This window comes from Streptomyces sp. NPDC087844 (genome assembly GCF_044742785.1).
GTDB lineage: Bacteria > Actinomycetota > Actinomycetes > Streptomycetales > Streptomycetaceae > Streptomyces.
Window position 1 is genome coordinate 309,991 of sequence record NZ_JBIUVD010000002.1, and the last position, 23,608, is coordinate 333,598.

General features: G+C 71.6%; 21 protein-coding genes. 11 read left to right on the forward strand and 10 right to left on the reverse strand.

The window, feature by feature from the left end; translation table 11 throughout:
• Nucleotides 1–86: 86 nt before the first annotated feature.
• The gene (locus ACIOKD_RS05020) at nt 87–926 is read left to right on the forward strand and encodes a hypothetical protein (protein WP_402079197.1); all 840 of its coding nucleotides are present in this window, start codon (nt 87–89) and stop codon (nt 924–926) included.
• 55 nt (nt 927–981) lie between these two features.
• Here the strand turns inward: ACIOKD_RS05020 and ACIOKD_RS05025 are convergent, their stop codons facing one another.
• The 3 genes from ACIOKD_RS05025 to ACIOKD_RS05035 all read right to left on the reverse strand — a co-directional run bounded on the left by ACIOKD_RS05025 (nt 982) and on the right by ACIOKD_RS05035 (nt 4,235).
• Nucleotides 982–2,613: a phospho-sugar mutase gene (locus ACIOKD_RS05025; protein ID WP_402078297.1), complete on the reverse strand. Its 1,632-nt coding sequence runs from the start codon at nt 2,611–2,613 to the stop codon at nt 982–984.
• Nucleotides 2,614–2,828: 215 nt separating this feature from the next.
• Nucleotides 2,829–3,653 carry a purine-nucleoside phosphorylase gene (locus ACIOKD_RS05030; RefSeq protein WP_402078299.1) on the reverse strand — a complete coding sequence of 275 codons (825 nt, stop codon included), beginning with the start codon at nt 3,651–3,653 and terminating at the stop codon, nt 2,829–2,831.
• Nucleotides 3,654–3,797: 144 nt separating this feature from the next.
• Nucleotides 3,798–4,235 carry a gamma-glutamylcyclotransferase gene (locus tag ACIOKD_RS05035; protein ID WP_402078302.1) on the reverse strand — a complete coding sequence of 146 codons (438 nt, stop codon included), beginning with the start codon at nt 4,233–4,235 and terminating at the stop codon, nt 3,798–3,800.
• Nucleotides 4,236–4,375: 140 nt separating this feature from the next.
• On the opposite strand from ACIOKD_RS05035, the gene ACIOKD_RS05040 reads away from it, so the two are divergent.
• Together ACIOKD_RS05040 and ACIOKD_RS05045 are read left to right on the forward strand one after the other, a co-directional pair.
• Nucleotides 4,376–5,824, forward strand: coding sequence for an NAD(P)H-quinone dehydrogenase (locus tag ACIOKD_RS05040; RefSeq protein WP_402078305.1), 1,449 nt, complete (start codon nt 4,376–4,378; stop codon nt 5,822–5,824).
• 246 nt (nt 5,825–6,070) lie between these two features.
• Nucleotides 6,071–7,033: a DeoR/GlpR family DNA-binding transcription regulator gene (locus ACIOKD_RS05045; RefSeq protein ID WP_402078307.1), complete on the forward strand. Its 963-nt coding sequence runs from the start codon at nt 6,071–6,073 to the stop codon at nt 7,031–7,033.
• Between the two features lie 112 nt (nt 7,034–7,145).
• Here ACIOKD_RS05045 and ACIOKD_RS05050 read toward each other — a convergent pair whose 3' ends face one another.
• Nucleotides 7,146–7,712, reverse strand: coding sequence for a TetR/AcrR family transcriptional regulator (locus ACIOKD_RS05050; protein ID WP_402078310.1), 567 nt, complete (start codon nt 7,710–7,712; stop codon nt 7,146–7,148).
• Between the two features lie 197 nt (nt 7,713–7,909).
• Nucleotides 7,910–9,682: an acetyl/propionyl/methylcrotonyl-CoA carboxylase subunit alpha gene (locus ACIOKD_RS05055; RefSeq protein WP_402078313.1), complete on the reverse strand. Its 1,773-nt coding sequence runs from the start codon at nt 9,680–9,682 to the stop codon at nt 7,910–7,912.
• A 373-nt stretch (nt 9,683–10,055) separates the two neighbouring features.
• Here ACIOKD_RS05055 and ACIOKD_RS05060 point away from each other — a divergent pair, with 373 nt between their 5' ends.
• Nucleotides 10,056–10,577 (forward strand): hypothetical protein, encoded by a 522-nt coding sequence (locus ACIOKD_RS05060; protein ID WP_402078316.1) that lies wholly within the window; start codon nt 10,056–10,058, stop codon nt 10,575–10,577.
• 60 nt (nt 10,578–10,637) lie between these two features.
• Here ACIOKD_RS05060 and ACIOKD_RS05065 read toward each other — a convergent pair whose 3' ends face one another.
• Together ACIOKD_RS05065 and mmpB are read right to left on the reverse strand one after the other, a co-directional pair.
• Nucleotides 10,638–11,258, reverse strand: coding sequence for a Maf family protein (locus ACIOKD_RS05065; protein WP_402078319.1), 621 nt, complete (start codon nt 11,256–11,258; stop codon nt 10,638–10,640).
• 31 nt (nt 11,259–11,289) lie between these two features.
• Entirely contained in the window at nt 11,290–11,418 is a 129-nt protein-coding gene (mmpB, locus tag ACIOKD_RS05070) for a morphogenic membrane protein MmpB (protein ID WP_307537137.1), read from the reverse strand.
• A gap of 157 nt (nt 11,419–11,575) precedes the next feature.
• Here mmpB and ACIOKD_RS05075 point away from each other — a divergent pair, with 157 nt between their 5' ends.
• Nucleotides 11,576–12,718, forward strand: a complete 1,143-nt coding sequence (locus ACIOKD_RS05075; protein WP_402078323.1) for an SGNH/GDSL hydrolase family protein — start codon at nt 11,576–11,578, stop codon at nt 12,716–12,718.
• A gap of 97 nt (nt 12,719–12,815) precedes the next feature.
• Here ACIOKD_RS05075 and ACIOKD_RS05080 read toward each other — a convergent pair whose 3' ends face one another.
• Entirely contained in the window at nt 12,816–13,025 is a 210-nt protein-coding gene (locus ACIOKD_RS05080) for an acyl-CoA carboxylase epsilon subunit (protein WP_402078326.1), read from the reverse strand.
• A gap of 189 nt (nt 13,026–13,214) precedes the next feature.
• Nucleotides 13,215–14,813, reverse strand: coding sequence for an acyl-CoA carboxylase subunit beta (locus tag ACIOKD_RS05085; protein WP_402078327.1), 1,599 nt, complete (start codon nt 14,811–14,813; stop codon nt 13,215–13,217).
• Between the two features lie 136 nt (nt 14,814–14,949).
• On the opposite strand from ACIOKD_RS05085, the gene ACIOKD_RS05090 reads away from it, so the two are divergent.
• Nucleotides 14,950–15,855, forward strand: coding sequence for a biotin--[acetyl-CoA-carboxylase] ligase (locus tag ACIOKD_RS05090; RefSeq protein WP_402078329.1), 906 nt, complete (start codon nt 14,950–14,952; stop codon nt 15,853–15,855).
• A 473-nt stretch (nt 15,856–16,328) separates the two neighbouring features.
• Nucleotides 16,329–17,435, forward strand: a complete 1,107-nt coding sequence (locus tag ACIOKD_RS05095) for an adenylate/guanylate cyclase domain-containing protein (RefSeq protein ID WP_402079199.1) — start codon at nt 16,329–16,331, stop codon at nt 17,433–17,435.
• Between the two features lie 139 nt (nt 17,436–17,574).
• Here ACIOKD_RS05095 and ACIOKD_RS05100 read toward each other — a convergent pair whose 3' ends face one another.
• Entirely contained in the window at nt 17,575–18,438 is an 864-nt protein-coding gene (locus ACIOKD_RS05100) for an enoyl-CoA hydratase/isomerase family protein (protein WP_402078332.1), read from the reverse strand.
• Nucleotides 18,439–18,564: 126 nt separating this feature from the next.
• Here ACIOKD_RS05100 and ACIOKD_RS05105 point away from each other — a divergent pair, with 126 nt between their 5' ends.
• The 4 genes from ACIOKD_RS05105 to ACIOKD_RS05120 all read left to right on the forward strand — a co-directional run bounded on the left by ACIOKD_RS05105 (nt 18,565) and on the right by ACIOKD_RS05120 (nt 23,586).
• The gene (locus tag ACIOKD_RS05105; protein ID WP_402078335.1) at nt 18,565–19,731 is read left to right on the forward strand and encodes a diguanylate cyclase domain-containing protein; all 1,167 of its coding nucleotides are present in this window, start codon (nt 18,565–18,567) and stop codon (nt 19,729–19,731) included.
• A gap of 99 nt (nt 19,732–19,830) precedes the next feature.
• On the forward strand, nt 19,831–21,369 hold the full coding sequence (hutH, locus tag ACIOKD_RS05110; RefSeq protein ID WP_402079201.1) for a histidine ammonia-lyase: 1,539 nt from the start codon (nt 19,831–19,833) through the stop codon (nt 21,367–21,369).
• Nucleotides 21,370–21,580: 211 nt separating this feature from the next.
• Nucleotides 21,581–21,784 carry a cold-shock protein gene (locus tag ACIOKD_RS05115; protein ID WP_006126182.1) on the forward strand — a complete coding sequence of 68 codons (204 nt, stop codon included), beginning with the start codon at nt 21,581–21,583 and terminating at the stop codon, nt 21,782–21,784.
• Between the two features lie 140 nt (nt 21,785–21,924).
• The gene (locus tag ACIOKD_RS05120; protein WP_402078338.1) at nt 21,925–23,586 is read left to right on the forward strand and encodes a DEAD/DEAH box helicase; all 1,662 of its coding nucleotides are present in this window, start codon (nt 21,925–21,927) and stop codon (nt 23,584–23,586) included.
• The last annotated feature ends 22 nt before the right edge of the window (nt 23,587–23,608 follow it).

A 23,608-nucleotide genomic window follows, 5' to 3' on the forward strand; every position in this document is an offset into this window, starting at 1 on the left:
CTGAGGGTGAAATCCCGTCCCCCACCGAGGAGTTCACCGTGCCCACTGTGCCCACTGTGCCGACCGTGTTCACCGTACGCAGACACCTGACGCGTCTCGTCACCGTCCTCGCCGCACTCGTCGCGCTGGTCGCCGCGCCCCTCCTCCCGGCGTCCCAGGCGAAGGCCGCCGACCAGTGGAACCCGCCCGCGAACCTGGTGCAGCCGCTGGACGAGGTGTGGAACCACGTCTCGACGACCTATCCGGACCTCCACGGCTTCCGCAACTACGGCTGGGACCAGGTCATGGCCAACCGGGGAAGCATCAACTACTGCGTCCGCTGGGAGTCGGACGCGCCGGTCAGCACGGCCCTGCGGGACCAGATCCACACCGCCCTGAAGAAGCAGTTCGGCAAGTGGACGGCGGCCATGCTGGACAACGGCACGGGCCACAACGCCTGGCCGTACACCAGCGTGCCGGTCGACATCGTCGGCTGGGCGGTGAAGAACCGCTCCACCCTCCAGTGGACCGACAACTCGGTCGACGTCTACGCCGGAAACCTCGACAGCGGGGGAGCCCCGCAGTGCGCGCCCGACTGCGGCCGGTTCTTCCACCAGGACGGCGACTACTCGAAGTGTCCCGGCGGCGCGGCCCGCCACTACGACCAGTCCCTCTGGCTGACCAAGGACTTCCAGGGCGGCGCCGGGGGTGACTGGGGCCAGCGGGTCGGCCAGGAGTACTTCACCGGCGCGCTGTCCCAGGAGGACATCCACATCTACCTGCACGAGGTCGGCCACACCTTCGGCCTCGACGACTTCTACGACTGGACGCCGACGGGCCAGTGCTGCTTCCTCATGAAAGCGGGCAGCGCCACCTACATCACGGAGTTCGACAAGTGGATGTTCCGGGACTTCTGGCGCCACCTGAAGAGCCGTTACGGGCTCTGAGGGGCGGAAGCGGTGACGGACCGGCGCTTCCGGTGGCGCCGGTCCGTCGGGCCGCTCAGATGCCCGCGGCCGCCGACAGGTCCCGCTTGACCGCCGACAGCAGCTCCGTCGCCTTCGCGCGCGCCGCCGGGAGGCCGTCGTGGGTGCCCACCGGGACCACGACCTCCAGGTAGCACTTCAGCTTCGGCTCCGTACCGCTGGGCCGGACGATGACACGGGCGCCGTCCAGCGTGTAGCGCAGGCCGTCCGTGGGCGGCAGCAGGTCCGTCCCCTGGGCGAGGTCCTCGCTCCTGGTGACGGGCAGGCCCGCGAGGTGAGCGGGCGGCTGTTCGCGCAGCCGGCGCATCGCGTCGGAGATGACGGAGAGGTCGTCCACCCGGACGGACAGCTGGTCCGTGGCGTGCAGACCGTGCTCGACGGCGAGGTCGTCCAGCAGGTCGAGGAGCGTGCGGTCCTCCGCCTTCAGCTCCGAGGCCAGCTCCGTGATGGCCAGCGCGGCCGTGATGCCGTCCTTGTCCCGTACGCCGTCGGGGTCGACGCAGTAGCCGAGCGCCTCCTCGTAGCCGTACCGCAGGCCCTCCACCCTGGCGATCCACTTGAAGCCCGTCAGGGTCTCCTCGTACGCGAGACCCGCCTTCTCGGCGATGCGGCCGAGGAGGGAGGAGGAGACGATCGACTCCGCGAACGTGCCGCGGGCGCCCCCGCGGACCAGGTGCGCCGCGAGGAGCGCGCCCACCTCGTCGCCGCGCAGCATGCGCCAGGCGCCGCCGTCCTTGACGGCCGCGGCGCAGCGGTCCGCGTCCGGGTCGTTCGCGATGATCAGGTCGGGGTCGGTCTCGCGGGCCTTCGCGAAGGCGAGGTCCATCGCGCCGGGCTCTTCCGGGTTGGGGAAGGCGACGGTGGGGAAGTCGGGGTCCGGCTCCGCCTGCTCGGCGACGAGGACGGGCGCGGGGAAGCCGGCCCGTTCGAACGCCGCGAGGAGCGTCTCCTTGCCGACGCCGTGCATCGCCGTGTAGACGGTGCGGGCGGTCCGCGGGGAGCCGGGGGCCAGGACCGCGTCCGTGCGCTCCAGATAGGCGTTCAGGACGCCCTCGTCGAGGGTCTCCCAGCCGGAGTCCGGGCGGGGGACGTCGGCGAGGCTCGCGACCGCGGCGATCTCCGCGGCGATCTCGGCGTCCGCCGGGGGCACGATCTGGCTGCCATCGCCGAGATACACCTTGTAGCCGTTGTCCCGCGGGGGGTTGTGGCTGGCCGTCACCTCGACGCCCGCCACCGCGCCCAGGTGCCTTATGGCGTACGCGAGTACGGGCGTGGGGAGGGGGCGGGGGAGTACGGCGGCGCGCAGGCCCGCGCCCGTCATGACCGCGGCGGTGTCGCGGGCGAAGTCGGTGGACCTGTGGCGGGCGTCGTAGCCGATGACGACGAGGCCGTCCGTCTGTCCCTTCGCCTTCAGGTACGCGGCGAGGCCGGCGGCGGCGCGGATGACGACCGCGCGGTTCATGCGCGTCGGGCCCGCGCCGAGCTCGCCCCGGAGGCCTGCCGTGCCGAACTGGAGGGTGCCGGCGAAGCGTGCGGTGAGCTCCGCGGTGTCCTCGGCGTCGATGAGCTTGGCGAGTTCCTCGCGGGTGTCCGCGTCGGGGTCCTCGGCCAGCCATGCCTTGGCCCGCGCGATGAGTTCGTCCTGCACGAGGGTCGACCTCTTTTCGTTCGTCTGTACGTGGTTGTGTACCCCGGTTTCCCTCGGGGGAGCCGCCCCCGAACCCCGGGTCCTCAAACGCCGGACGGGCTACCACTGGCCCGTCCGGCGTTTGAGGACGAGCGCGCAGCGCGATCACGGGGGCGAGGGCGCGAAGCCCCCATGCGTGACGATGGGGGAGGGTAGGGGCGGCGGGGGCGAGAAACCTACAAGCGGTCCAGGACCTGTGTGAGGAGCGCCCCCATGCGCGCGGCCGAGTCCCGCCCGGCCTGCAGCACCTCCTCGTGGTTCAGCGGCTCCCCCGTCATCCCCGCGGCGAGGTTGGTCACCAGGGAGATGCCGAGCACCTCGGCCCCCGCCTCCCGCGCGGCGATCGCTTCGAGCGTGGTCGACATCCCGACCAGGTCCGCCCCGATCACCCGAGCCATCCGGATCTCCGCCGGCGTCTCGTAGTGCGGGCCGGGGAACTGCGCGTACACGCCCTCTTCGAGCGTCGCGTCGATCTCCTTGCACAGCGCCCGCAGTCGCGGTGAGTACAGATCCGTCAGGTCGACGAAGTTCGCGCCGACGATCGGGGACGTCGCCGTCAGGTTGATGTGGTCGCTGATCAGGACCGGCTGTCCGGGCCGCATCCCCTCGCGCAGCCCTCCGCAGCCGTTCGTCAGCACGATGGTCTTGCAGCCGGCGGCCACGGCCGTCCGGACCCCGTGCGCGACGGCGGCGACCCCGCGGCCCTCGTAGTAGTGCGTGCGGCCCAGGAAGACGAGCGCGCGCTTGTCGCCGATCCGGTACGAGCGGACCTTGCTGCCCTGCCCCTCGACCACCGGCGGCGGGAAGCCGGGCAGGTCGGTGACCTGGAACTCGGCGTCGGGCGCACCGAGGGCGTCCACGGCCGGCGCCCAGCCGGAGCCCAGCACGAGGGCGACGTCGTGGGTCTCGGCGCCCGAGTATTCCCGCAGGCGCGCGGCGGCGGCGTCGGCGGCGGCGTACGGGTCGCCCTGGATGTCGTCCGGAAGAAGAGATGCGTTCACGCGCATGAGGGTAGCCGCTCCCGGCCTACGCGCGTAGATGTTGATGGACACGGGTTCGCGATCGTTGTCTTGTTGTTTCCGCCGAAGTGCTCGACCGAACCCCGACGCGGGCGCGTCCCGTGGATCGGCGGGGCCGTCGGGGGGTCAGCAGGGGCGCTTGCGCAGCTCCATCACGTAGTCGTGCGGTGCGCCCGCCGACTCCGCCGCGTCCGCGAGCTCGCCGAGGTAACGGGCTGAGGGGAGCCCTCCCTCGTAACCGTTGAGGACGTACAGCCACGCCGACTCCTCGCCCTCCAGCGTGTGGACCCGTACGCGCATCCGCCGGTAGATGTCGAGGCCGACACCCTCCCAGCGGTCCAGGGACTCCTCGTCCGGGGGAGCGATGTCGTACAGCGCGACGAAGACCTGCGAGCGCGGGGCCTCGGCGATCGTCGCCAGCGCGCCCTCCCAGCCCATGTGCTCGCCGCCGAACGTCAGCCGCCAGCCGTTGAGCCACCCCGTGGCGCGCAGCGGCGAGTGGGGAGCGCGGCGCGTCATGAGCCGCGGGTCGAGATTGCCGGCGTACGCGGCGTAGAGCGACATGGGACCGAGGGTACGGCAGCGGACGCATGTGACTCTCCCGTAACCGCGGCCCCTGATCGCCCGACCGTGCCACCCCGATCGCCCGCCGGCGACACCCGGACAGCGCCCCCGTGCGGAAGCACCTTGAGGCGTGCGGGACAATGGAGTACGTGACTCGGATCGTGATCATTGGCGGCGGACCCGGCGGATACGAAGCGGCCCTGGTGGCCGCCCAGCTCGGCGCGGAGGTGACCGTCGTCGACTGCGACGGCCTGGGCGGTGCGTCGGTGCTCACCGACTGCGTGCCGTCCAAGACCCTCATCGCGACGGCCGAGGTGATGACCACCTTCGACTCCTCGTACGAGGAGCTGGGGATCATCGTCGCCGACGACACTCCGCACATCGACCAGCCCGCGCGGGTCGTCGGCGTGGACCTCGGCAAGGTCAACCGCCGCGTGAAGCGCCTGGCGCTCGCCCAGTCCCACGACATCACGGCCTCCGTCACCCGTGCCGGGGCGCGGGTGCTGCGCGGCCGGGGACGGCTGGAGGGCATGCAGGCCCTGGACGGCTCCCGCAAGGTCGTCGTACGGGCCGCGGACGGCAGCGAGGAGACGCTCGTCGCCGACGCCGTGCTCATCGCCACCGGCGGGCACCCCCGGGAACTGGCCGACGCGCAGCCGGACGGCGAGCGGATCCTGAACTGGACGCAGGTCTACGACCTGGACGAGCTCCCCGAGGAGCTCATCGTGGTCGGCTCCGGTGTCACCGGCGCCGAGTTCGCCGGCGCCTACCAGGCCCTCGGCTCGCGCGTCACGCTCGTCTCCAGCCGCGACCGCGTGCTGCCGGGCGAGGACCCGGACGCGGCGGCCGTCCTGGAGGACGTGTTCCGGCGGCGCGGGATGAACGTGATGGCCCGCTCGCGCGCCGCGTCCGCCAAGCGGGTGGGCGACCGGGTCGAGGTGACACTCGCCGACGGCCGTGTCATCACCGGCTCGCACTGTCTGATGGCCGTCGGCGCCATCCCCAACAGCCAGGGCATGGGCCTGGAGGAGGCCGGGGTCAAGGTCCAGGAGTCCGGGCACATCTGGACCGACAAGGTCTCCAGGACCACGGCCCCCGGCGTGTACGCGGCCGGTGACGTCACCGGGATCTTCGCGCTCGCCTCCGTCGCCGCCATGCAGGGCCGTATCGCCATGTACCACTTCCTCGGTGACGCGGTCGCCCCGCTCAATCTGAAGACGGTCTCGTCGAACGTCTTCACCGACCCCGAGATCGCCACCGTCGGCTATTCGCAGGCGGACGTCGACGGCGGCGTCATCGACGCCCGGTGCGTGAAGCTGCCCCTGCTGCGCAACCCGCGCGCCAAGATGCAGGGCATCCGGGACGGCTTCGTGAAGATCTTCTGCCGTCCCGGCACCGGGATCGTCGTCGGCGGTGTGGTCGTCGCGCCGCGCGCCTCGGAACTCATCCACCCGATCTCGCTCGCGGTCGACAACAACCTGACCGTCGAACAGGTCGCGAAGGCCTTCACCGTCTATCCGTCCCTGTCGGGCTCCATCGCCGAGGTGGCCCGTCAGCTGCACACCCGGAAGTCCACGGGCGAGGGCTGAGCACCGACGGTCGGCGCGGGGCCCCCGAGCGGGTCCGGCGCGGTGCGGAAAGCGGTGCCCTGAGCGGTTTCCCGCTGGTCACGTGGATCGGCCGCCCCTCTGGTCACGGGGAGTCGTCGACCATTCATCTGGCATAGGCGCCCGGATTAGGCGCGTATACCACTTCGGGTACTGCCATGCGAACAACTTCTGTTATTCGGCGCAAACTGCTGAAAGCAGACGGTCGTTGGGGTTACTGTCAGTTTCGTGTTCGCTGCAGAACGTCGTCAATTGATCCTCGAAATGGTGCGAGCAAATGGAGCCGTGTCGCTCCGTGAGCTCGCCCGCGTCGTCCAGACCTCCGAAGTGACCGTACGGCGGGACGTGCGCGCACTGGAGGCAGAAGGACTCCTCGACCGCCGACATGGCGGTGCGGTATTGCCGGGCGGGTTCACGCGGGAGTCCGGCTTTCCGCAGAAATCTCATCTCGCGACCGCAGAGAAGACGGCCATCGCCGACCTCGCCGCGGGTCTCGTCGAAGAGGGCGAGGCCATTGTGGTGGGGGCGGGAACCACCACGCAGGAGCTGGCCCGCCGGCTCGCGCGGGTGCCGGGGCTGACCGTCGTCACCAATTCCCTGCTGGTGGCCCAGGCGTTGGCCCATGCCAACCGTGTGGAAGTCGTGATGACCGGCGGCACCCTGCGCGGTTCCAACTACGCCCTGGTGGGCAGCGGGGCCGAGCAGTCCCTCCAGGGGCTGCGGGTGTCCCGGGCCTTCCTGTCGGGAAGCGGGCTCACCGCGGAGCGCGGCCTGTCCACCTCCAACATGCTGTCGGCCTCGGTCGACCGCGCGCTCGTCCAGGCGGCCGCCGAGGTCGTCGTCCTGGCCGATCACACCAAGCTCGGCGCCGACACGATGTTCCAGACGGTGCCGACCGATGTGATCACCCGGCTGGTCACGGACGAGCCACCGGCCCAGGACGACCGCGCGGCCACCGAACTGCAGGCCCTGGCCGACCAGGGCGTGCAGATCGCGGTGGCGGGAGCGGGTGGTTCGGGCGGCGATACGGTCCCGGCGGGGCGCCAGACGCCACGCCGGGACGTGCCGCTGCCCGGCCCCCGACGCGGTCAGGTGCCCGGCGCCGGACCGCAGTTGCGCAGCGCCGCGGCGGTGCTGGGCGATCAGGCCCAGAGCGAGCGGGCGCGGGTCGCCGATATGCGCAGACGCTGACACGGCTGGTACAGCGGTGCCGGTGCCGGTGATCGGTGGTCGGTGACGGACGGGGGTCCAGTCCGTGCGTCGGAACGCGCCGCGCCAGTGGTCATGTTCGGTGTGCGCGGTGTCAGTTCTTGAGGCCCCGCAGCGTCAGTGCCAGCAGGCGGTCGGCCAACTCCGGGTCGCCCGGGGACTCTTCGGCGGCCAGCGCGATCGCGTTGGTCAGCTGAAGCAGATCACCGATGGCGACACCGGTGCGTACGGAGCCCGCTTGCTGCGCGCGCGTGAGGAGGGCGCTGCCCGCCTCGCGCATCGGGCCGCTGCACTGCGCGAGCGCCGAGGCGTCGTCGTGCGAGGCCGACATCAGCGCGCGTGACAGTCCGCGGTACTCACTCGCATGAGTGATGACGGCGCGCAGCCAGTTCACGAGCGCCGTGCACGGGTTCGGAGCGTCGAGTAGTTCGCGTGAGCGGGTCAGCAGGTCGCTCACCGCGTCCGCGAAGACCGCGTTCAGCAGGGCGTGGCGGTTGGGGAAGTGGCGGTAGAGGGTGCCGATGCCCACGCCCGCGCGTTTCGCCACGTCCTCAAGGGAGGCGTCGGCGCCGTTCCGGGCGAAGGTGGCTCTTGCCTCTGTGACCAGGCGGTCGTGGTTGCGGCGGGCGTCCGCACGCATCCCTGCCGGGGGGTTGGCCATGGGTTTACCTGACCTCTCTTGCGTCCCGCAGCGTGGTTGTGGCTGGACCGATGACCGTTTCGTCTGCTTCTGAGGGCTGGGCGGTTGGACGGGGCTGCGGGCCGGTGGGGGTTGCCCGCGCAGTTCCCCGCGCCCCTGGAAAGCGCCGGACGGGGTGCGCCTCAGGAGGCGCACCCCGTCCGGCGTGAGGGCTGGGGTCAGTCCTTGATCTCGCAGATGACCGCGCCCGAGGTGAGGGAGGCGCCGACTTCCGCCGCGAGGGCCTTGATGGTGCCCGAGCGGTGGGCGTTGAGGGGCTGCTCCATCTTCATGGCCTCCAGGACCACGATCAGGTCGCCCTCCTTGACCTCCTGGCCCTCCTCGACGGCCACCTTCACGATGGTGCCCTGCATCGGCGAGGCGAGCGTGTCGCCGGAGGCGGCCGGGCCGGACTTCTTGGCCGCGCGCCGCTTGGGCTTGGCGCCCGCCGCGAGTCCCGTACGGGCCAGGGACATGCCCAGCGAGATCGGCAGGGAGACCTCAAGGCGCTTGCCGCCGACCTCGACGACGACCGTCTCACGGCCCGGCTCGTCATCCGTGTCGGCGTCCGCGGGAGCGGTGAAGGCCGGGATCTCGTTGACGAACTCGGTCTCGATCCAGCGGGTGTGGACCGTGAAGGGGTCCGTGGAGCCGGTCAGCTCGGGAGCGAAGGCGGGATCGGCGACCACCGCGCGGTGGAAGGGGATGGCCGTGGCCATGCCTTCCACGGTGAACTCCTCCAGCGCGCGGGCGGCCCGCCGCAGGGCCTGCTCACGCGTGGCGCCGGTGACGATCAGCTTGGCGAGCAGTGAGTCCCAGGCCGGGCCGATGACCGAACCGGACTCCACGCCCGCGTCAAGGCGCACACCCGGTCCCGACGGCGGGGCGAAGGTGGTCACGGTGCCGGGGGCGGGCAGGAAGCCGCGGCCCGGGTCCTCGCCGTTGATGCGGAACTCGAAGGAATGGCCGCGCAGCGGCGGGTCGTCGTAGCCCAGTTCCTCACCGTCGGCGATCCGGAACATCTCACGGACCAGGTCGATACCGGAGACCTCCTCGGTGACCGGGTGCTCGACCTGCAGTCGGGTGTTGACCTCCAGGAAGGAGATCGTGCCGTCCGCGCCGACCAGGAACTCCACGGTGCCGGCGCCGACGTACCCGGCCTCCTTGAGGATCGCCTTGGAGGACGCGTACAGCTCCGCGACCTGGGCGTCGGAGAGGAACGGCGCGGGCGCCTCCTCGACCAGCTTCTGGTGGCGGCGCTGCAGGGAGCAGTCACGGGTGGAGACGACCACCACGTTGCCGTGGGAGTCGGCCAGGCACTGGGTCTCCACGTGCCGCGGCTTGTCGAGGTAGCGCTCCACGAAGCACTCGCCGCGGCCGAAGGCGGCGACGGCCTCGCGCACCGCGGAGTCGAACAGCTCGGGGATCTCTTCGAGGGTGCGGGCCACCTTCAGACCGCGACCGCCACCGCCGAAGGCCGCCTTGATGGCGACGGGCAGACCGTGCTCCCGGGCGAAGGCGACGACCTCGTCGGCACCGGGCACCGGGTCCGGCGTACCGGCGACCAGCGGCGCGCCGGCGCGCTGCGCGATGTGCCGGGCCGCGACCTTGTCACCGAGGTCGCGAATCGCCTGCGGCGGCGGGCCGATCCAGGTCAGGCCCGCGTCCAGGACGGCCTGGGCGAAGTCGGCGTTCTCCGAGAGGAAGCCGTATCCGGGATGGATCGCGTCCGCCCCGGAGTCCTTGGCGGCCTGCAGCACCTTGGCGATGTCGAGGTAACTGCTCGCGGGGGTGTCACCGCCCAGCGCGAACGCCTCGTCCGCGGCCCGCACATGCAGTGCGTCCCGGTCCGGCTCGGCGTACACCGCCACGCTCGCGATGCCGGCGTCTCGGCACGCCCGGGCGACACGAACAGCGATTTCGCCACGGTTGGCGATCAACACCTTGCGCACGTTGGCTCCCTCTCCTTGAAACAAGCCGAGTTTAGGGACTGCCGACACGTCGTTTCGACCCGTCCCCGATGGTGAGCTTGCCCACACGGAGCGTGATGCAAGGCCTGCTCGCCCGCGAATTCCCTTGCCCTACCTCGGTACGCAGGGGGCTTGCCTTGCACCCTAACTCTCCGGTGTGGCCAAGGTCTCTGTGAGTCCGTGCCGCGCGCCACTCGGTTTCTTTGTGGAGACCCTACGAATGGCCCAACGATTCTTTGCCCTCCGCAGATCCCTTGTCCCTGGGTTTACTCGTTAGTAGCGTGCTCGCTGGCGTACAGATACCTGGGGTAACAGGGGCCCTGCTCGGGCGGAAGTCGAAAGTGGGTGGGGGCCGGTGGTCCGCAGACCGGTGGCATGGGTGACCGCGATCGTGCTCTTCGCGGAAGCGGTGGGCATCGCGTTGGTCAACTGGTTCATGGGGGTCGTCGTCGACCGGCAGGACATGTCCCTGGCGGGGCTCGACCCGGACGTGATGTCCACGTCGTCGAAGGTCGCCGGGCTGGTCTTCGGCCTCTACTTCGCGCTCTGCGGCTTCACCGCGCTGCGCGTCGGCCTGCGCGACCGGGCGCCCGCGGGCCTCGGCCGCATCCTGCTGATCAGCGCGGCGGTGGTGCACGCCCTGCTCGGCGCGTTCACGGTCGGCCTGGTGGGCTGGGGAGCGTTCGCGTTCATGATGGTCGTGCTGGGGCTGATCGTGCTCATCTTCATGACGTACGACCGGCTGGACCGGCTGGAGGCCACGAGGTCCGACGCGGGGCCGGACGCGGGGCCGGACGCGAGCCCTGGGAGCCCCGGGAACGCCGAGGGTTCCGGGGGCGGTGTGCTGCCTCCGCCCCCGGCGGCTTCCCACTCCTGATCTGCTCCTGATCTGCTCCTGCTCTGCTCATGACTTGCTCGTGGCCCGCCCCGGCGGGGCTCACTTCTCGCGCGGGGTCCACAGGTCCGTGATGCCGACGCCCAGTTCGGCCAGCAGGCGGCGCACCAGTGGCAACGAGAGTCCGATGACGTTGCCGTGGTCGCCGTCGATGCCGTCGACGAACGGGGCCGAGCGGCCGTCCAGCGTGAACGCCCCGGCGACGTGCAGCGGCTCGCCCGAGGCGACGTACGCGGCGATCTCGGCGTCGGTCGGCTCGCCGAAGCGGACGACGGTGGACGCCACCCCAGAGGTGTGACGGCCGGCTTCCGTGTCCCACACGCAGTGGCCGGTCTGCAGGATGCCCGCCCGGCCGCGCATCGACTTCCAGCGCGCGGTCGCCTCCTCGGCGTCGACCGGCTTGCCGTACGCCACGCCGTCCAGTTCGAGCACCGAGTCGCAGCCGATCACCAGGGCGCCGGCGACCTCGGGCCGCGCCGCGACCACGGACGCCTTCGCCTCGGCGAGGGCGAGCGCCAGGTCGGCGGGGGTCGGGGCGGTCACGGCGTCCTCGTCGACACCGCTGACGATGACCTCGGGGTCGAGTCCGGCGTTCCGCAGCAGTCCGAGCCGGGCGGGGGACTGGGAGGCGAGAACGAGCCTGCGGCGTGGCTGATCAGTCATGCGGTCAGCGTATCGGCGGGGCCGTGGAGGCTCACATCAGGCCGAGGATGACCATCGCGAACACCACGGCCAGCGCGATCAGGACGCCGAGCCGCCGCAACATGTCCTGCATGTCGCGCAGCTCCTTGGGCGGCTCGTTCTCCGGGTCGGACCACAACATGTCTCCGATCGTGACTCCGGCACGGCTCCGGACGCCTGAGTACGCGTACTCATTTTGATTAAAAGGGCCGATGGTTCCATTAGTGGGTCGATGCCTGCTACCGTTCGCGGAGCCACTAAAGGGGCTCTGATCCCATTAGGAACTGGAGGGAACCGCTGTGTTCACCACCGCCTGGACCGCCTCTCCGCAGTCGCCCAGCATCGGCTTCACCCCCAACTGGTCGCAGGAGGGCTTCTGGCGCCAGTCCCTGCGGCAGGTCGTCCGCCTCTCCGCGGGCGGCGACCGCGTCCGGATCCGCCTCTCGAACGCGTACGGGACCTCGCCGCTGCGGATCGCGGGCGCGACCCTCGCCCGTCCGGCCGCCGGTGTCGGTGCCGCCGGTGCCGCGCTGCGGTCCGAGCCGGTGCGGCTCGCTTTCGGCGGGGCCGCGTCCGTGGAGATCCCGGCGCGCGGGGAGATCGTCGGGGACGCGGCCGAGCTGGCCGTGGCGGCCGGGGAGTCGGTGACCGTCACCCTCCACCTCGATGCCGTCACCGGGCCCGCCACCTTCCACGCGCAGGCCTTCACGACCAGCTACCGGGGCGCGGGCGACCTCCTGGCGGAGACCGGGGGCGCGGGATTCGACGAGGCCACCGAGTCCTGGTACTTCCTGTCCGGGGTCGATGTCTCCGCCGGGCGCACGGACGGCGTGGCACTCTTCGGCGACTCGATCACCGACGGGTTCGGGTCCACGCCGGGTGCGAACCGCAGATGGTCCGACGCCCTCGCGGCGCGCACGGGGCGGCCTGTGCTCAACGCCGGCATCGGCGGGAACCTGCTGCTCAACGACTCCGCCTGGTACGGGGAGAAGGGCGTCCACCGGCTGGAGCGGGATGTGCTCGGCATGGCCGGCGTCGACACCCTCGTCGTGCTGCTCGGGCTCAACGACATCGGGTTCAGCGAGGGGGCGGCGGAGCCCACGTACCGACCCGCGCCGCTGGTCGAGGTGCGTGAACTGATCGCGGGGCACCGGGAGTTGATACGGCAGGCGCGGGGCCGGGGGCTGCGGGTCGTCGGGGCGACCCTGCTGCCCTTCGGGGGGTCCGATCACTGGGGGGAGCGGGCGGCGAAGGTGAGCCATGAGTTCAACGAGTGGGTTCGTCGCTCGGGGGAGTACGACGTCGTGGTCGACCTCCACGGGGCGCTGGGCGGGGCCGGGGAGGTCGACGCGCTGTGTCCCGCGTACGACTTCGGCGATCACCTGCACCCGAATGATCTCGGGTACGAGGTGATGGCCGACGTCGTGGGGTCGGTTCTCTGACCGCGGGCGCGTCGTGGCTGGTCGCGACCCGCGGCGGAGCCTCACATGTCACAGTCTCGCGCCCCTTGACGGGGCCCCGAAGGGGCCCGTTCAAGGCTCAGCGGGGCCAGAAGGTGTGGGCCCAGGACTGGGGGCCCGGGGCCGGTAGGCGGTGGTGGGACAGGCGGGACGGGTCCGACCACGCGTCCCTGCTCTTCGCCGCGCCGGGCGGGGGCGTTGCCGCCGCCGCGGCGCGGGCGCGGACCACCGCCAGGGCGGCGGCCAGCTCCTCGGGGGTCGGGTTGCCCCGTACGACCTTGATGTTCATGACCGCTCCCGTTCTCGACAGGGCCTAGTGCCGCGGCAGGCAACGTTTGCCCGTTAAGGAGCGGCGTCCGGTGCGTGCTCTCGGTGTGCCGGCCGGAAGCCCTCGTACTGGACGTACTTGGGTTTTCGGCCGGTGCAGCGAGAGTGCGTGCCGGGCGTCGCGACGGGGCGAACGTTGCCTGTCGCGGCACTAGAGGGGGATGTTGCCGTGCTTCTTCGGCGGCAGGGACTCCCGCTTGGTGCGCAGTGCCCGCAGGCCGCGTACGACGTGGGCGCGGGTGTCGGAGGGCAGGATCACGCCGTCGACGTAACCGCGCTCGGCCGCCGTGTAGGGGTTGAGGAGCGTGTCCTCGTACTCCTGGATCAGTCGGGCCCTGGTGGCCTCCTGCTCGTCGGCGGGGGTGGCGGCGATGGCGCGCCGGTGCAGGATGTTCACCGCGCCCTGCGCGCCCATCACGGCGATCTGGGCGGTCGGCCAGGCGAGGTTGAGGTCCGCGCCCAGGTGCTTGGAGCCCATGACGTCGTAGGCGCCGCCGAAGGCCTTGCGGGTGATGACCGTGATGAGGGGGACGGTGGCTTCCGCGTACGCGTAGATCAGTTTGGCGCCGCGGCGGATGATGCCGGTGTGCTCCTGGTCGACGCCAGGGAGGAAGCCGGGGACGTCCACGAAGGTGAGGACGGGGACGTTGAAGGCGTCGCACGTGCGCACGAAGCGGGCCGCCTTCTCGCTCGCGTCGATGTCCAGGCAGCCCGCGAACTGCATCGGCTGGTTGGCGACGATGCCCACCGGCTGCCCCTCCACCCGGCCGAAGCCGGTGAGGATGTTCGGCGCGAACAGCGGCTGCGTCTCGAAGAACTCGGCGTCGTCAAGGACGTGTTCGATCACCGTGTGCATGTCGTACGGCTGGTTGGCGCTGTCCGGGATCAGCGTGTCCAGCTCGCGGTCCTCGTCCGTCGTCGTCAGGTCCGCCTCCTCGGGGAAGGCGGGCGGCTCGCTGAGGTTGTTCGACGGCAGGTAGGACAGCAGCGACTTGACGTATTCGATCGCGTCCTTCTCGTCGCCCGCCATGTGATGGGCCACGCCCGACACCGCGTTGTGCGTGCGCGCGCCGCCCAGCTCCTCGAAGCCGACGTCCTCGCCGGTGACCGTCTTGATGACGTCGGGTCCGGTGATGAACATGTGCGAGGTCTGGTCGACCATCACCGTGAAGTCGGTGATGGCGGGGGAGTAGACCGCGCCGCCCGCGCACGGGCCGACGACCAGGCTGATCTGGGGGATCACACCCGAGGCGTGCGTGTTGCGGCGGAAGATCTCGCCGTACATGCCGAGCGCCGCCACGCCCTCCTGGATACGGGCGCCGCCCGAGTCGTTGATGCCGATGACCGGACAGCCGGTCTTCAGCGCGAAGTCCATCACCTTCATGATCTTCTGGCCGAAGACCTCACCGAGAGCGCCGCCGAAGACCGTGAAGTCCTGGGAGAACACGGCGACCGGACGGCCGTCCACCGTGCCGTAACCGGTCACGACCCCGTCCCCGTACGGGCGGTTGTCCGCCAGGCCGAAGTCCGTCGAGCGGTGCTGGGCGAACTCGTCGAACTCGACGAAGGAGTTCTCGTCCATCAGCAGGTCGATCCGCTCACGGGCCGTCAACTTGCCCTTGGCGTGCTGCTTTTCGACGGCGCGTGCCGAGCCGGCGTGCGTCGCCTCGTCGATGCGGCGCCGCAGGTCCGCGAGCTTGCCCGCGGTGGTGTGGATGTCGATCTCGTGCTGCTGTTCCGGCTCGGACATCGGGATGCGGCTCCCTGCCTGCTCAGTGGGGACGTGAGGGTGAGGTGCTCAGAAGGGGGGTTGGCTACTCATCCGTAGCGTAGTGGCGTGCCTACCGTTCGGCAGTGCGGCGTTTACCACACCTAGGGTGGGTTGCATGACGCCGCGAGATGACTCTGAAGCGAACAGCGATGCGAACAGCGATCGGTGGTCCGACCTGGAACGTCCGCCGCTCAACGCCGTGGCGCTGCGCCGCGCGCTCGTGCGGAACGGGGCGCGCGGAGGGCTCTGGTCCGACGTCCAGGTGGTGGCCCGTACCGGGTCCACCAACTCCGACCTCGTCGCCCTCGCCGCGGACGGCAGGGCGGCGGAGGGCATGGTGCTGATCGCCGAGGAGCAGGACGCCGGACGAGGGCGCCTCGACCGGCGGTGGACGGCGCCCGCCCGCTCGGGCCTCTTCTTCTCCGTCCTGCTGAAGCCCACCGGGGTGCCCGTCGAGCGGTGGGGCTGGCTGCCGCTGCTCGCCGGGGTCGCGATGGCGACGGGGCTCTCGCGGTCGGCCGGCGTGGACACGGCACTGAAGTGGCCCAACGACCTGCTGGTGACGGTGGAAGGCGCGGAACGCAAGGTCGGCGGCATCCTCGCCGAACGCGCAGGGGCCGACGCGGTGGTCGTCGGCATCGGCATCAACGTCACGCTCCGCGCCGACGAGCTGCCCGTGCCGGGCGCCGGATCGCTCGCCCTCGCGGGAGCGGTGACCACCGACCGGGACACCATCCTGCGGACCGTCCTCCGCTCGCTCGAACAGTGGTTCGAGAAGTGGCGGAGCGTGGGAGGCGACCCCGCCGCATCCGGCCTCCAGGACACCTACGCCGCCGGCTGCGCGACGCTCGGGCGGGAGGTACGCGCGGAACTGCCCGGGGGCACGTCGATCACCGGCGAGGCGGTCGCCCTCGACGGCGACGGGCGGCTCGTGCTGGCCACCGCGGAAGGGGTGCAGCAGCCCGTGGGTGCCGGGGACATCGTGCACCTGCGCCCGGCGGGATCCCCGGGGAACGAGTGACGGACGGGCCCAGCGGGGTACGCGGGACGTTCCGCGCGTTCCCTGCTTTCGGCACCTGTTCGTGCTGGTGGTGAGCGGGGGGCGCACCCGGGCCGTACGACAGGGAGCGGGCCGGGAGCGGGCCGCCGGACGTACGTGGACGGAGTGGGTCATGGGCCGTCCGGCCTCGGCGGTCGGGAGTGAGCCACAGCACACCTGCCGTAGAGTTGAGGCCGGTCGATACCTGACCGCGGCAGATCGGAAGGGCAGCAGGCGTGACGGTCGACGACAGCGGTTCGGGCACGGGTGACCCCGCCTCCGACGGGGAGCCGGGGCGTGCCGCCGGGTCTGTCGCCGACACGGCGGCCGCGCGGGTCGACCGCGCCGAGCTCCACGCGCGCGTGGAGGAAGAGGAACAGGACCCAGTGGACGCGCAGGACGGCCGGACCGACGTGCAGAACGGCCGGGCGGACGTGCGGGACAGCCGCACCGACGTGCAGCACAGCCGGACGGGCGGGCAGGGCGGCCGGACCGACCAGCCCGGCGACGAGTCCGACGACGATCCGCTCGCGCTCCGGCTCGAACAGCTCATCCTGGGCGCCGAGCGCCGCTACACCCCCTTCCAGGCGGCCCGCAGCGCCGGTGTCTCCATGGAGCTGGCCTCCCGTTTCTGGCGGGCCATGGGGTTCGCCGACATCGGCCAGGCCAAGGCGCTCACCGAGGCGGACGTACTGGCCCTGCGGCGGCTGGCCGGTCTCGTCGAGGCAGGGCTGCTCAGCGAGGCGATGGCGGTCCAGGTGGCCCGTTCCACCGGCCAGACCACGGCCCGGCTGGCCGAGTGGCAGATCGACTCGTTCCTGGAGGGCCTCACCGAGCCTCCCGAGCCGGGCATGACCCGCACCGAGGTCACGTACCCCCTCATCGAGCTGCTGCTGCCCGAGCTGGAGGAGTTCATCGTCTACGTCTGGCGGCGCCAGCTCGCCGCCGCGACCGGCCGTGTCGTGCAGGCCGCGGACGACGAGGAGATGGTGGACCGGCGCCTGGCCGTCGGCTTCGCCGACCTCGTCGGCTTCACGCGGCTGACCCGGCGGATGGAGGAGGAGGAACTCGGCGAGCTCGTGGAGGCCTTCGAGACCACCGCCGCCGACCTGGTCGCCGCGCACGGGGGACGGCTCGTCAAGACGCTGGGCGACGAGGTGCTGTACGCGGCCGACGACGCGGGGGTGGCCGCCGAGATCGCGCTGCGTCTCATCGAGACGATGGCCAACGACGAGACCATGCCGGAGCTGCGCGTGGGCATCGCGTTCGGCACGGTCACCACGCGCATGGGCGACGTGTTCGGTACGACCGTGAACCTCGCCTCCCGGCTGACGTCGATAGCTCCCAAGGACGGGGTCCTGGTCGACGGAGCGTTCGCGGAGGAACTGATCCGCACGGGCGACGCGCCCGCCTCCGAGGCCGTGGCCGTCGAGGAGGCCGTCGCCGCGGAGAAGGAGGGCGAGGAGCCGCCGACGTACCGCTTCGGGCTCCAGCCGATGTGGCAGCGCGCGGTGCGTGGGCTCGGCGTGGTCGAGCCGTGGCTGATGAGCCGACGGGGCTGAGGCCCGCTGTCCCTGGGGGCTGCGCCCCCAGACCCCGCTGTCGCGCTGCGCGCGCTCGTCCTCAAACCCGGACGGGCTGGATTTCCAGCCCGTCCGGCGTTTGAGGACCAGGGGTTCCGGGGCGGCGCCCCTGAGGGAACTACTCCCCGGGCCACTCCGGCCGGCGCTTCTCGTTGAACGCCGCCACGCCCTCCGCCCGGTCCCCGGAGAACGCCACCGACCGCCACGCCGCGTCCTCGATCTCCAGGCCGGCCCGGAGATCGAGCCCGTGCCCGAGCCGCAGCGCCCGCTTGGCGGCCCGAAGCCCCACGGGCGAGTTGGCGGCGATGCGCGAGGCCAGCGCCAGCGCCTCCGCCCGGTCCTCCCCGTCACCGACCAGGACGTCCACCAGCCCCAGCTCCCGAGCCTCCGCGGCCTCCACCCGCCGCGCCGAGAAGATCAGCTCGGCGGCCCGCGCGGCCCCCACCCGCCGCGGCAGCAACTGCGTACCGCCACCCCCCGGGATGACGCCGACCGACACCTCGGGCAGGCCCACCACGGCCGTGCCGTCCGCCACGATCAGGTCGCAGGCCAGCGCCAGCTCGAAGCCGCCGCCCAGCGCGAAGCCGTGCACGGCGGCCACGGTCGGCATCGGAAGCTCCAGCACCCCGGTGTACGCCGCCCGCGCGATGGGACGCTGACGGACCAGCTCGGCGTCCGTGAGGGAGTTGCGCTCCTTCAGGTCGGCGCCGACGCAGAACGCCCGCTCGTGGGTCGAGGTCAGCACCACCACGCGTACGTCCCGGTCGGCGGCCAGCGCCTCGCACGCCGCGGCGATCGAGCGGGCCATCCCGGACGACACGGCGTTCATGGCCTTGGGCCGGTCCAGGGAGAGTTCCGCGACGTACGAGGCATGGCGCCGCACGGCCACGTACTCCCCGAACCGTCGCGTCGAGTCCTGGTCCGCCTGGTCCGCCCGGTCGGCCCGCTCCGCCTGGTTCGCGCGGTCGCCCTGCTCCGTCATGTCGCTGCTCCCCGGTTAACGTGGGTTAACTTCCGGGGTCGATCATCCCAGTGGGCCGCCCGCGAGGAAACCCCTGTTCGCCGCCTCGACCTCCCATACTCATACAAACCTACCTAACCTAGGGTAATGGGTGGTGACGATGTGCGACTGAGGGCCGTGGTGGCGCTGGCACAGGGCATGGCCGCCGCGCCCGCCCCGCGGGAGTCGTGGCGCGCGGCGGCGGACGGCGGCCGCCGGGCGCTGGACGGGGACTTCGCCGCGCTGTCCGTGTGGGAGCGGCAGCTGGGGCGGCTGCGGGTCCTGGTGAACACCGGGGAGCGGGCTCCGGGCGAGGAGGAGTTCCCGGAGTCGGAGACGTATCCCGTTCATCAGTTCCCCGAGATCACCGAGTTCCTGCACGAGCGCTGGGCGGGCGGCGGCGAGCCGAACGCCTGGGTCGAGACGGCGGACGGTCCGGCCGCCGGGAGCGCCGAGTACTGCCTGGACGAGCCTCCGAGCGGTAGCTGGGGGCGGGTGGCCGCGCTGCGGCGGCGCGGACGCGGCTGCTGCGTCGTCGCGCCGATCGTGCTGCACGGGCGCGCCTGGGGCGAGCTGTACGTCGCCCGGTCGGCCGGAGCGCCCGTCTTCGTCCGTGCCGACGCCGACTTCGCGACCGTCCTCGCCTCCGTGGTCGCCGCCGGGATCGCGCAGACCGAACGGCTCGAAAAGGCCCGGCGGCTGGCCTTCACCGACGCCCTCACCGGTCTCGCCAACCGCCGGGCCGTGGACATGCGGCTGGATGAGGCCATCGAGTGCCATCGCGCGCAGGGTGTGGTCGTGAGTCTTGTGGTGTGCGATCTGAACGGGCTCAAGCGCGTCAACGACACCCGGGGGCATGCCGTCGGTGACCGGCTTCTCGAACGTTTCGGGTCGGTGCTGTCCCTGTGCGGCGCGATGCTTCCCGGCACGCTCGCCGCCCGTCTCGGCGGCGACGAGTTCTGCCTGGTCGCGGTGGGCCCCGCCGCCGACGAGGTGGTCCGCGTCGCCGAGGAGCTGTGCCGCCGGGCCGGCGAGCTGGAACTGGGCGAGGGGGTCGCGTGCGGGATCGCCTCGACCGGGGACCCCCTCGGGCCCGTCCGCTCGGCCCGCCGGCTCTTCCGCCTCGCCGACGCGGCCCAGTACCGCGCCAAGGCCGTACGCGCCACGCAGCCCGTCGTCGCCGGGCGTGAGGGCCCCGACGATCCCGTCGTACGCCTCGCCGACGCGCCCCCGCGCGTGGCGGCCGAACGGCGGCGCTTCAGGGGGCGGCGGTAGACCGGTCGCGGGACCTCGGAGCGGCCGGGATGTAAGGGCTCAACCCCACACCCGGTAGTGACATCATCGCATTCACTGCGTACGCTTCTGAATATGGATATGCACTCTGTGGTGGTGGGGACGAGCGGGGTCACCGCGTCCGACGTGCTGGCCGTGGCGCGCGGCGGCGCCCGGGTCGAGCTCTCCGGTGAGGCGGTGGCGGCGCTCGCCGCTGCCCGCGAGATCGTCGAGGCGCTGGCCGCCAAACCCGAACCCGTCTACGGGGTCTCCACCGGCTTCGGAGCCCTCGCGACCCGGCACATCAGCCCGGAGCTGCGGGCGCAACTGCAGCGCAACATCGTGCGCTCGCACGCCGCCGGGATGGGACCGCGCGTCGAACGCGAGGTCGTACGGGCCCTGATGTTCCTGCGGCTCAAGACCGTCTGCTCCGGCCGTACCGGCGTACGCCCGTCCGTCGCGCAGGCCATGGCCGACGTCCTCAACGCCGGGATCACCCCGGTCGTCCACGAGTTCGGCTCGCTCGGCTGCTCAGGCGACCTCGCGCCGCTCTCCCACTGCGCCCTGACGCTGATGGGCGAGGGGGATGCCGAGGGCCCGGACGGCGAGGTCCGCCCGGCCGGTGAACTGCTCGCCGAGCACGGCATCGAGCCCGTCGAGTTGAGGGAGAAGGAGGGCCTGGCCCTCCTCAACGGCACCGACGGCATGCTCGGCATGCTGATCATGGCCCTCGCCGACCTCGACAACCTCTACAAGTCCGCAGACATCACGGCCGCCCTCAGCCTGGAGGCGCTCCTCGGGACCGACAAGGTCCTCGCGCCCGAACTGCACGCCATCCGGCCGCACCCCGGCCAGAGCGTCAGCGCCGCCAACATGCTGGCCGTGCTGAAGGGTTCGGAGCTGACCGGCCATCATCAGGACGACGCCCCGCGGGTGCAGGACGCGTACTCGGTGCGCTGTGCCCCGCAGGTGGCGGGCGCCGGCCGCGACACCATGGCCCACGCACAGCTGGTCGCCGACCGCGAACTGGCCGCCGCCGTCGACAATCCGGTCGTCCTGCCCGACGGACGGGTCGAGTCGAACGGCAACTTCCACGGCGCCCCGGTCGCGTACGTGCTCGACTTCCTCGCCATCGTCGCGGCCGACCTCGGCTCCATCGCCGAACGCCGCACGGACCGCCTCCTCGACAAGAACCGCTCGCACGGGCTGCCGCCCTTCCTCGCGGACGACGCCGGCGTCGACTCGGGCCTGATGATCGCCCAGTACACGCAGGCCGCCCTGGTCAGCGAGATGAAGCGGCTCGCCGTACCCGCCTCCGCCGACTCCATCCCGTCCTCCGCGATGCAGGAGGACCACGTCTCGATGGGCTGGTCGGCCGCCCGCAAGCTCCGTACGGCCGTGGACAACCTGACCCGGATCGTCGCCATCGAGCTGTACGCCGCCGCACGCGCCGTCGAGCTGCGTACCGGACTCACGCCCGCGCCGGCCTCACAGGCCGCCATCACCGCCGTCCGGGCCGCCGGAGCGGGGGGCCCCGGGCCGGATCGCTTCCTCGCCCCGGACCTCGCCGCGGCGGACGCCTTCGTGCGCGGCGGCCACCTGGTCGCGGCGGTGGAGCCGGTGACGGGCCCGCTGGCCTGACGAAGATCGTGTTCGAGTGATTCGAGTGAGCGGCGGGGCTGTCGTGCGGCGTGTCACGTCGTGGCAGCCCCGCCGATTCGTGTGCTAGGGTTCATAGCGAAACGTTTTTGGTACCCATTAACTTGTGCGCCTGAAAGGATTCTCTCTCAGGCGCGTTTTGTTTTTCCGGTCATTTCCGGATGGGAGCCACACCTATCCAAGGAGAAATGACATGGCTACTGGCACCGTGAAGTGGTTCAACAGCGAAAAGGGCTTCGGCTTCATCGAGCAGGACGGCGGCGGCGCCGACGTCTTCGCCCACTACTCCAACATTGCCAGCTCTGGCTTCCGTGAGCTGCAGGAGGGCCAGAAGGTCTCCTTCGACGTCACGCAGGGCCAGAAGGGCCCGCAGGCGGAGAACATCGTTCCCGCCTAATTCCGGGACGCGCATCACGCGAGCCGGGGTCCGCACCTTCGGGTGCGGGCCCCGGCTTGTGCTGTCCGTGTGTCCCAGAGCACGGGAGACCGTGAAAGCACGGGAGACCGTGCGGCCCAGGAAGGAACTCCAGATCCAGCATGACTCGATCCGAACGTCCTGAACGACCCGTCGGCGGGCGACCGGCGAATTCCCGGGGTTCTCGCGGCTCTCGTGGCACACGCGGCGGAGGCCAGGCGGCCCCCGCGAACGGCGGCGGCAGAAACGTACGCAAGAAGCCCATCGCGCAGGCCGCCCCGCCGCGCGAGTTCACCCTGCCGCAGACGATCACGCCCGCGCTGCCCTCCGTCGAGTCCTTCGACGCGCTGGACATGCCGGCCGCGCTCGGCAAGACCCTCAGCGCCCAGGGTGTGACCGACCCCTTCCCGATCCAGGGCGCCACACTGCCCAACTCCCTCGCCGGACGCGACATCCTCGGCCGGGGCCGTACCGGCTCGGGCAAGACCCTCGCCTTCGGCCTCGCGCTGCTCGCCCGCACCGCCGGCCGGCGCGCCGAGTCCAAGGCGCCCCTCGCGCTCGTCCTGGTGCCCACGCGCGAACTCGCGCAGCAGGTCACCGACGCGCTCACGCCGTACGCCACGGCTGTGAACCTGCGGATGGCGACCGTCGTCGGGGGGCTCTCCATCGGCAAGCAGTCCGCCCTGCTGCGGCGCGGTGCCGAGGTGCTCGTCGCCACACCGGGGCGCCTCAAGGACCTGATAGACCGGGGCGACTGCACCCTCGCGCAGGTGCGGATCACCGTCCTCGACGAGGCCGACCAGATGGCCGACATGGGCTTCATGCCCCAGGTCACGGCGCTCCTCAACCAGGTCGAGCCGAACGGTCAGCGCATGCTGTTCTCGGCGACCCTGGACAGGAACATCGACAAGCTCGTGCGGATGTACCTCACGGATCCCGTCGTGCACTCCGTCGACCCCTCGGCCGGCGCGGTGACGACGATGGAGCACCACGTGCTGCACGTCGCCGACGAGACGGACAAGAAGGCCGTCGCGATGCGGATCGCCGCCCGCGACGGGCGCGTGCTCCTCTTCGTCGACACCAAGCGCTCGGCCGACCGCTTCACCAAGCGGCTGCTCGCCAACGGCGTACGGGCCTCCGCGCTGCACGGCGGACGCTCCCAGCCGCAGCGCACCCGCACGCTCGACCAGTTCAAGACCGGTCTGGTGACCGCCCTCGTCGCGACCAACGTGGCGGCCCGCGGCATCCACGTCGACGACCTCGACCTCGTCGTGAACGTCGACCCGCCGACCGACCACAAGGACTACCTGCACCGGGGCGGGCGCACCGCTCGCGCGGGGGAGTCCGGCAGCGTGGTCACGCTGGTCCTGCCGGAGCAGAAGCGGGACATGACGCAGCTGATGACCAACGCGGGGATCAGTCCGCACACGGCCCGCGTCAAGTCGAGCGACGAAGAGCTCGTACGGATCACCGGGGCGCGGGAGCCTTCCGGGGTTCCCGTCGTCATCTCCGTACCGGAGCCCGCGGTCGCTCAGCCGTCGCAGGGGAAGCCGCGGGCGCGGCGCGGTGGTGGCGGAGGCGGTGGCGGTGGCGGCCGTGGAGCGGCTGCCGCGGGTACGCGGTCCGCCGGTACGCGGTCCGGTGGCGGTGGCGGTGGCGGTGGTCGCGGCGGCGTCGGCGGCGGTACCCGTGGCCGCGGTGGTGCGGCCACGGGAATGCGTTCGGGCAGCGCGGGCAACCGCGGAACGAGGGGTGGACAGGGCGGCGGCCGGAAGTCGGCCTAGCAGGGGCCTGGCAGGGGCCTGG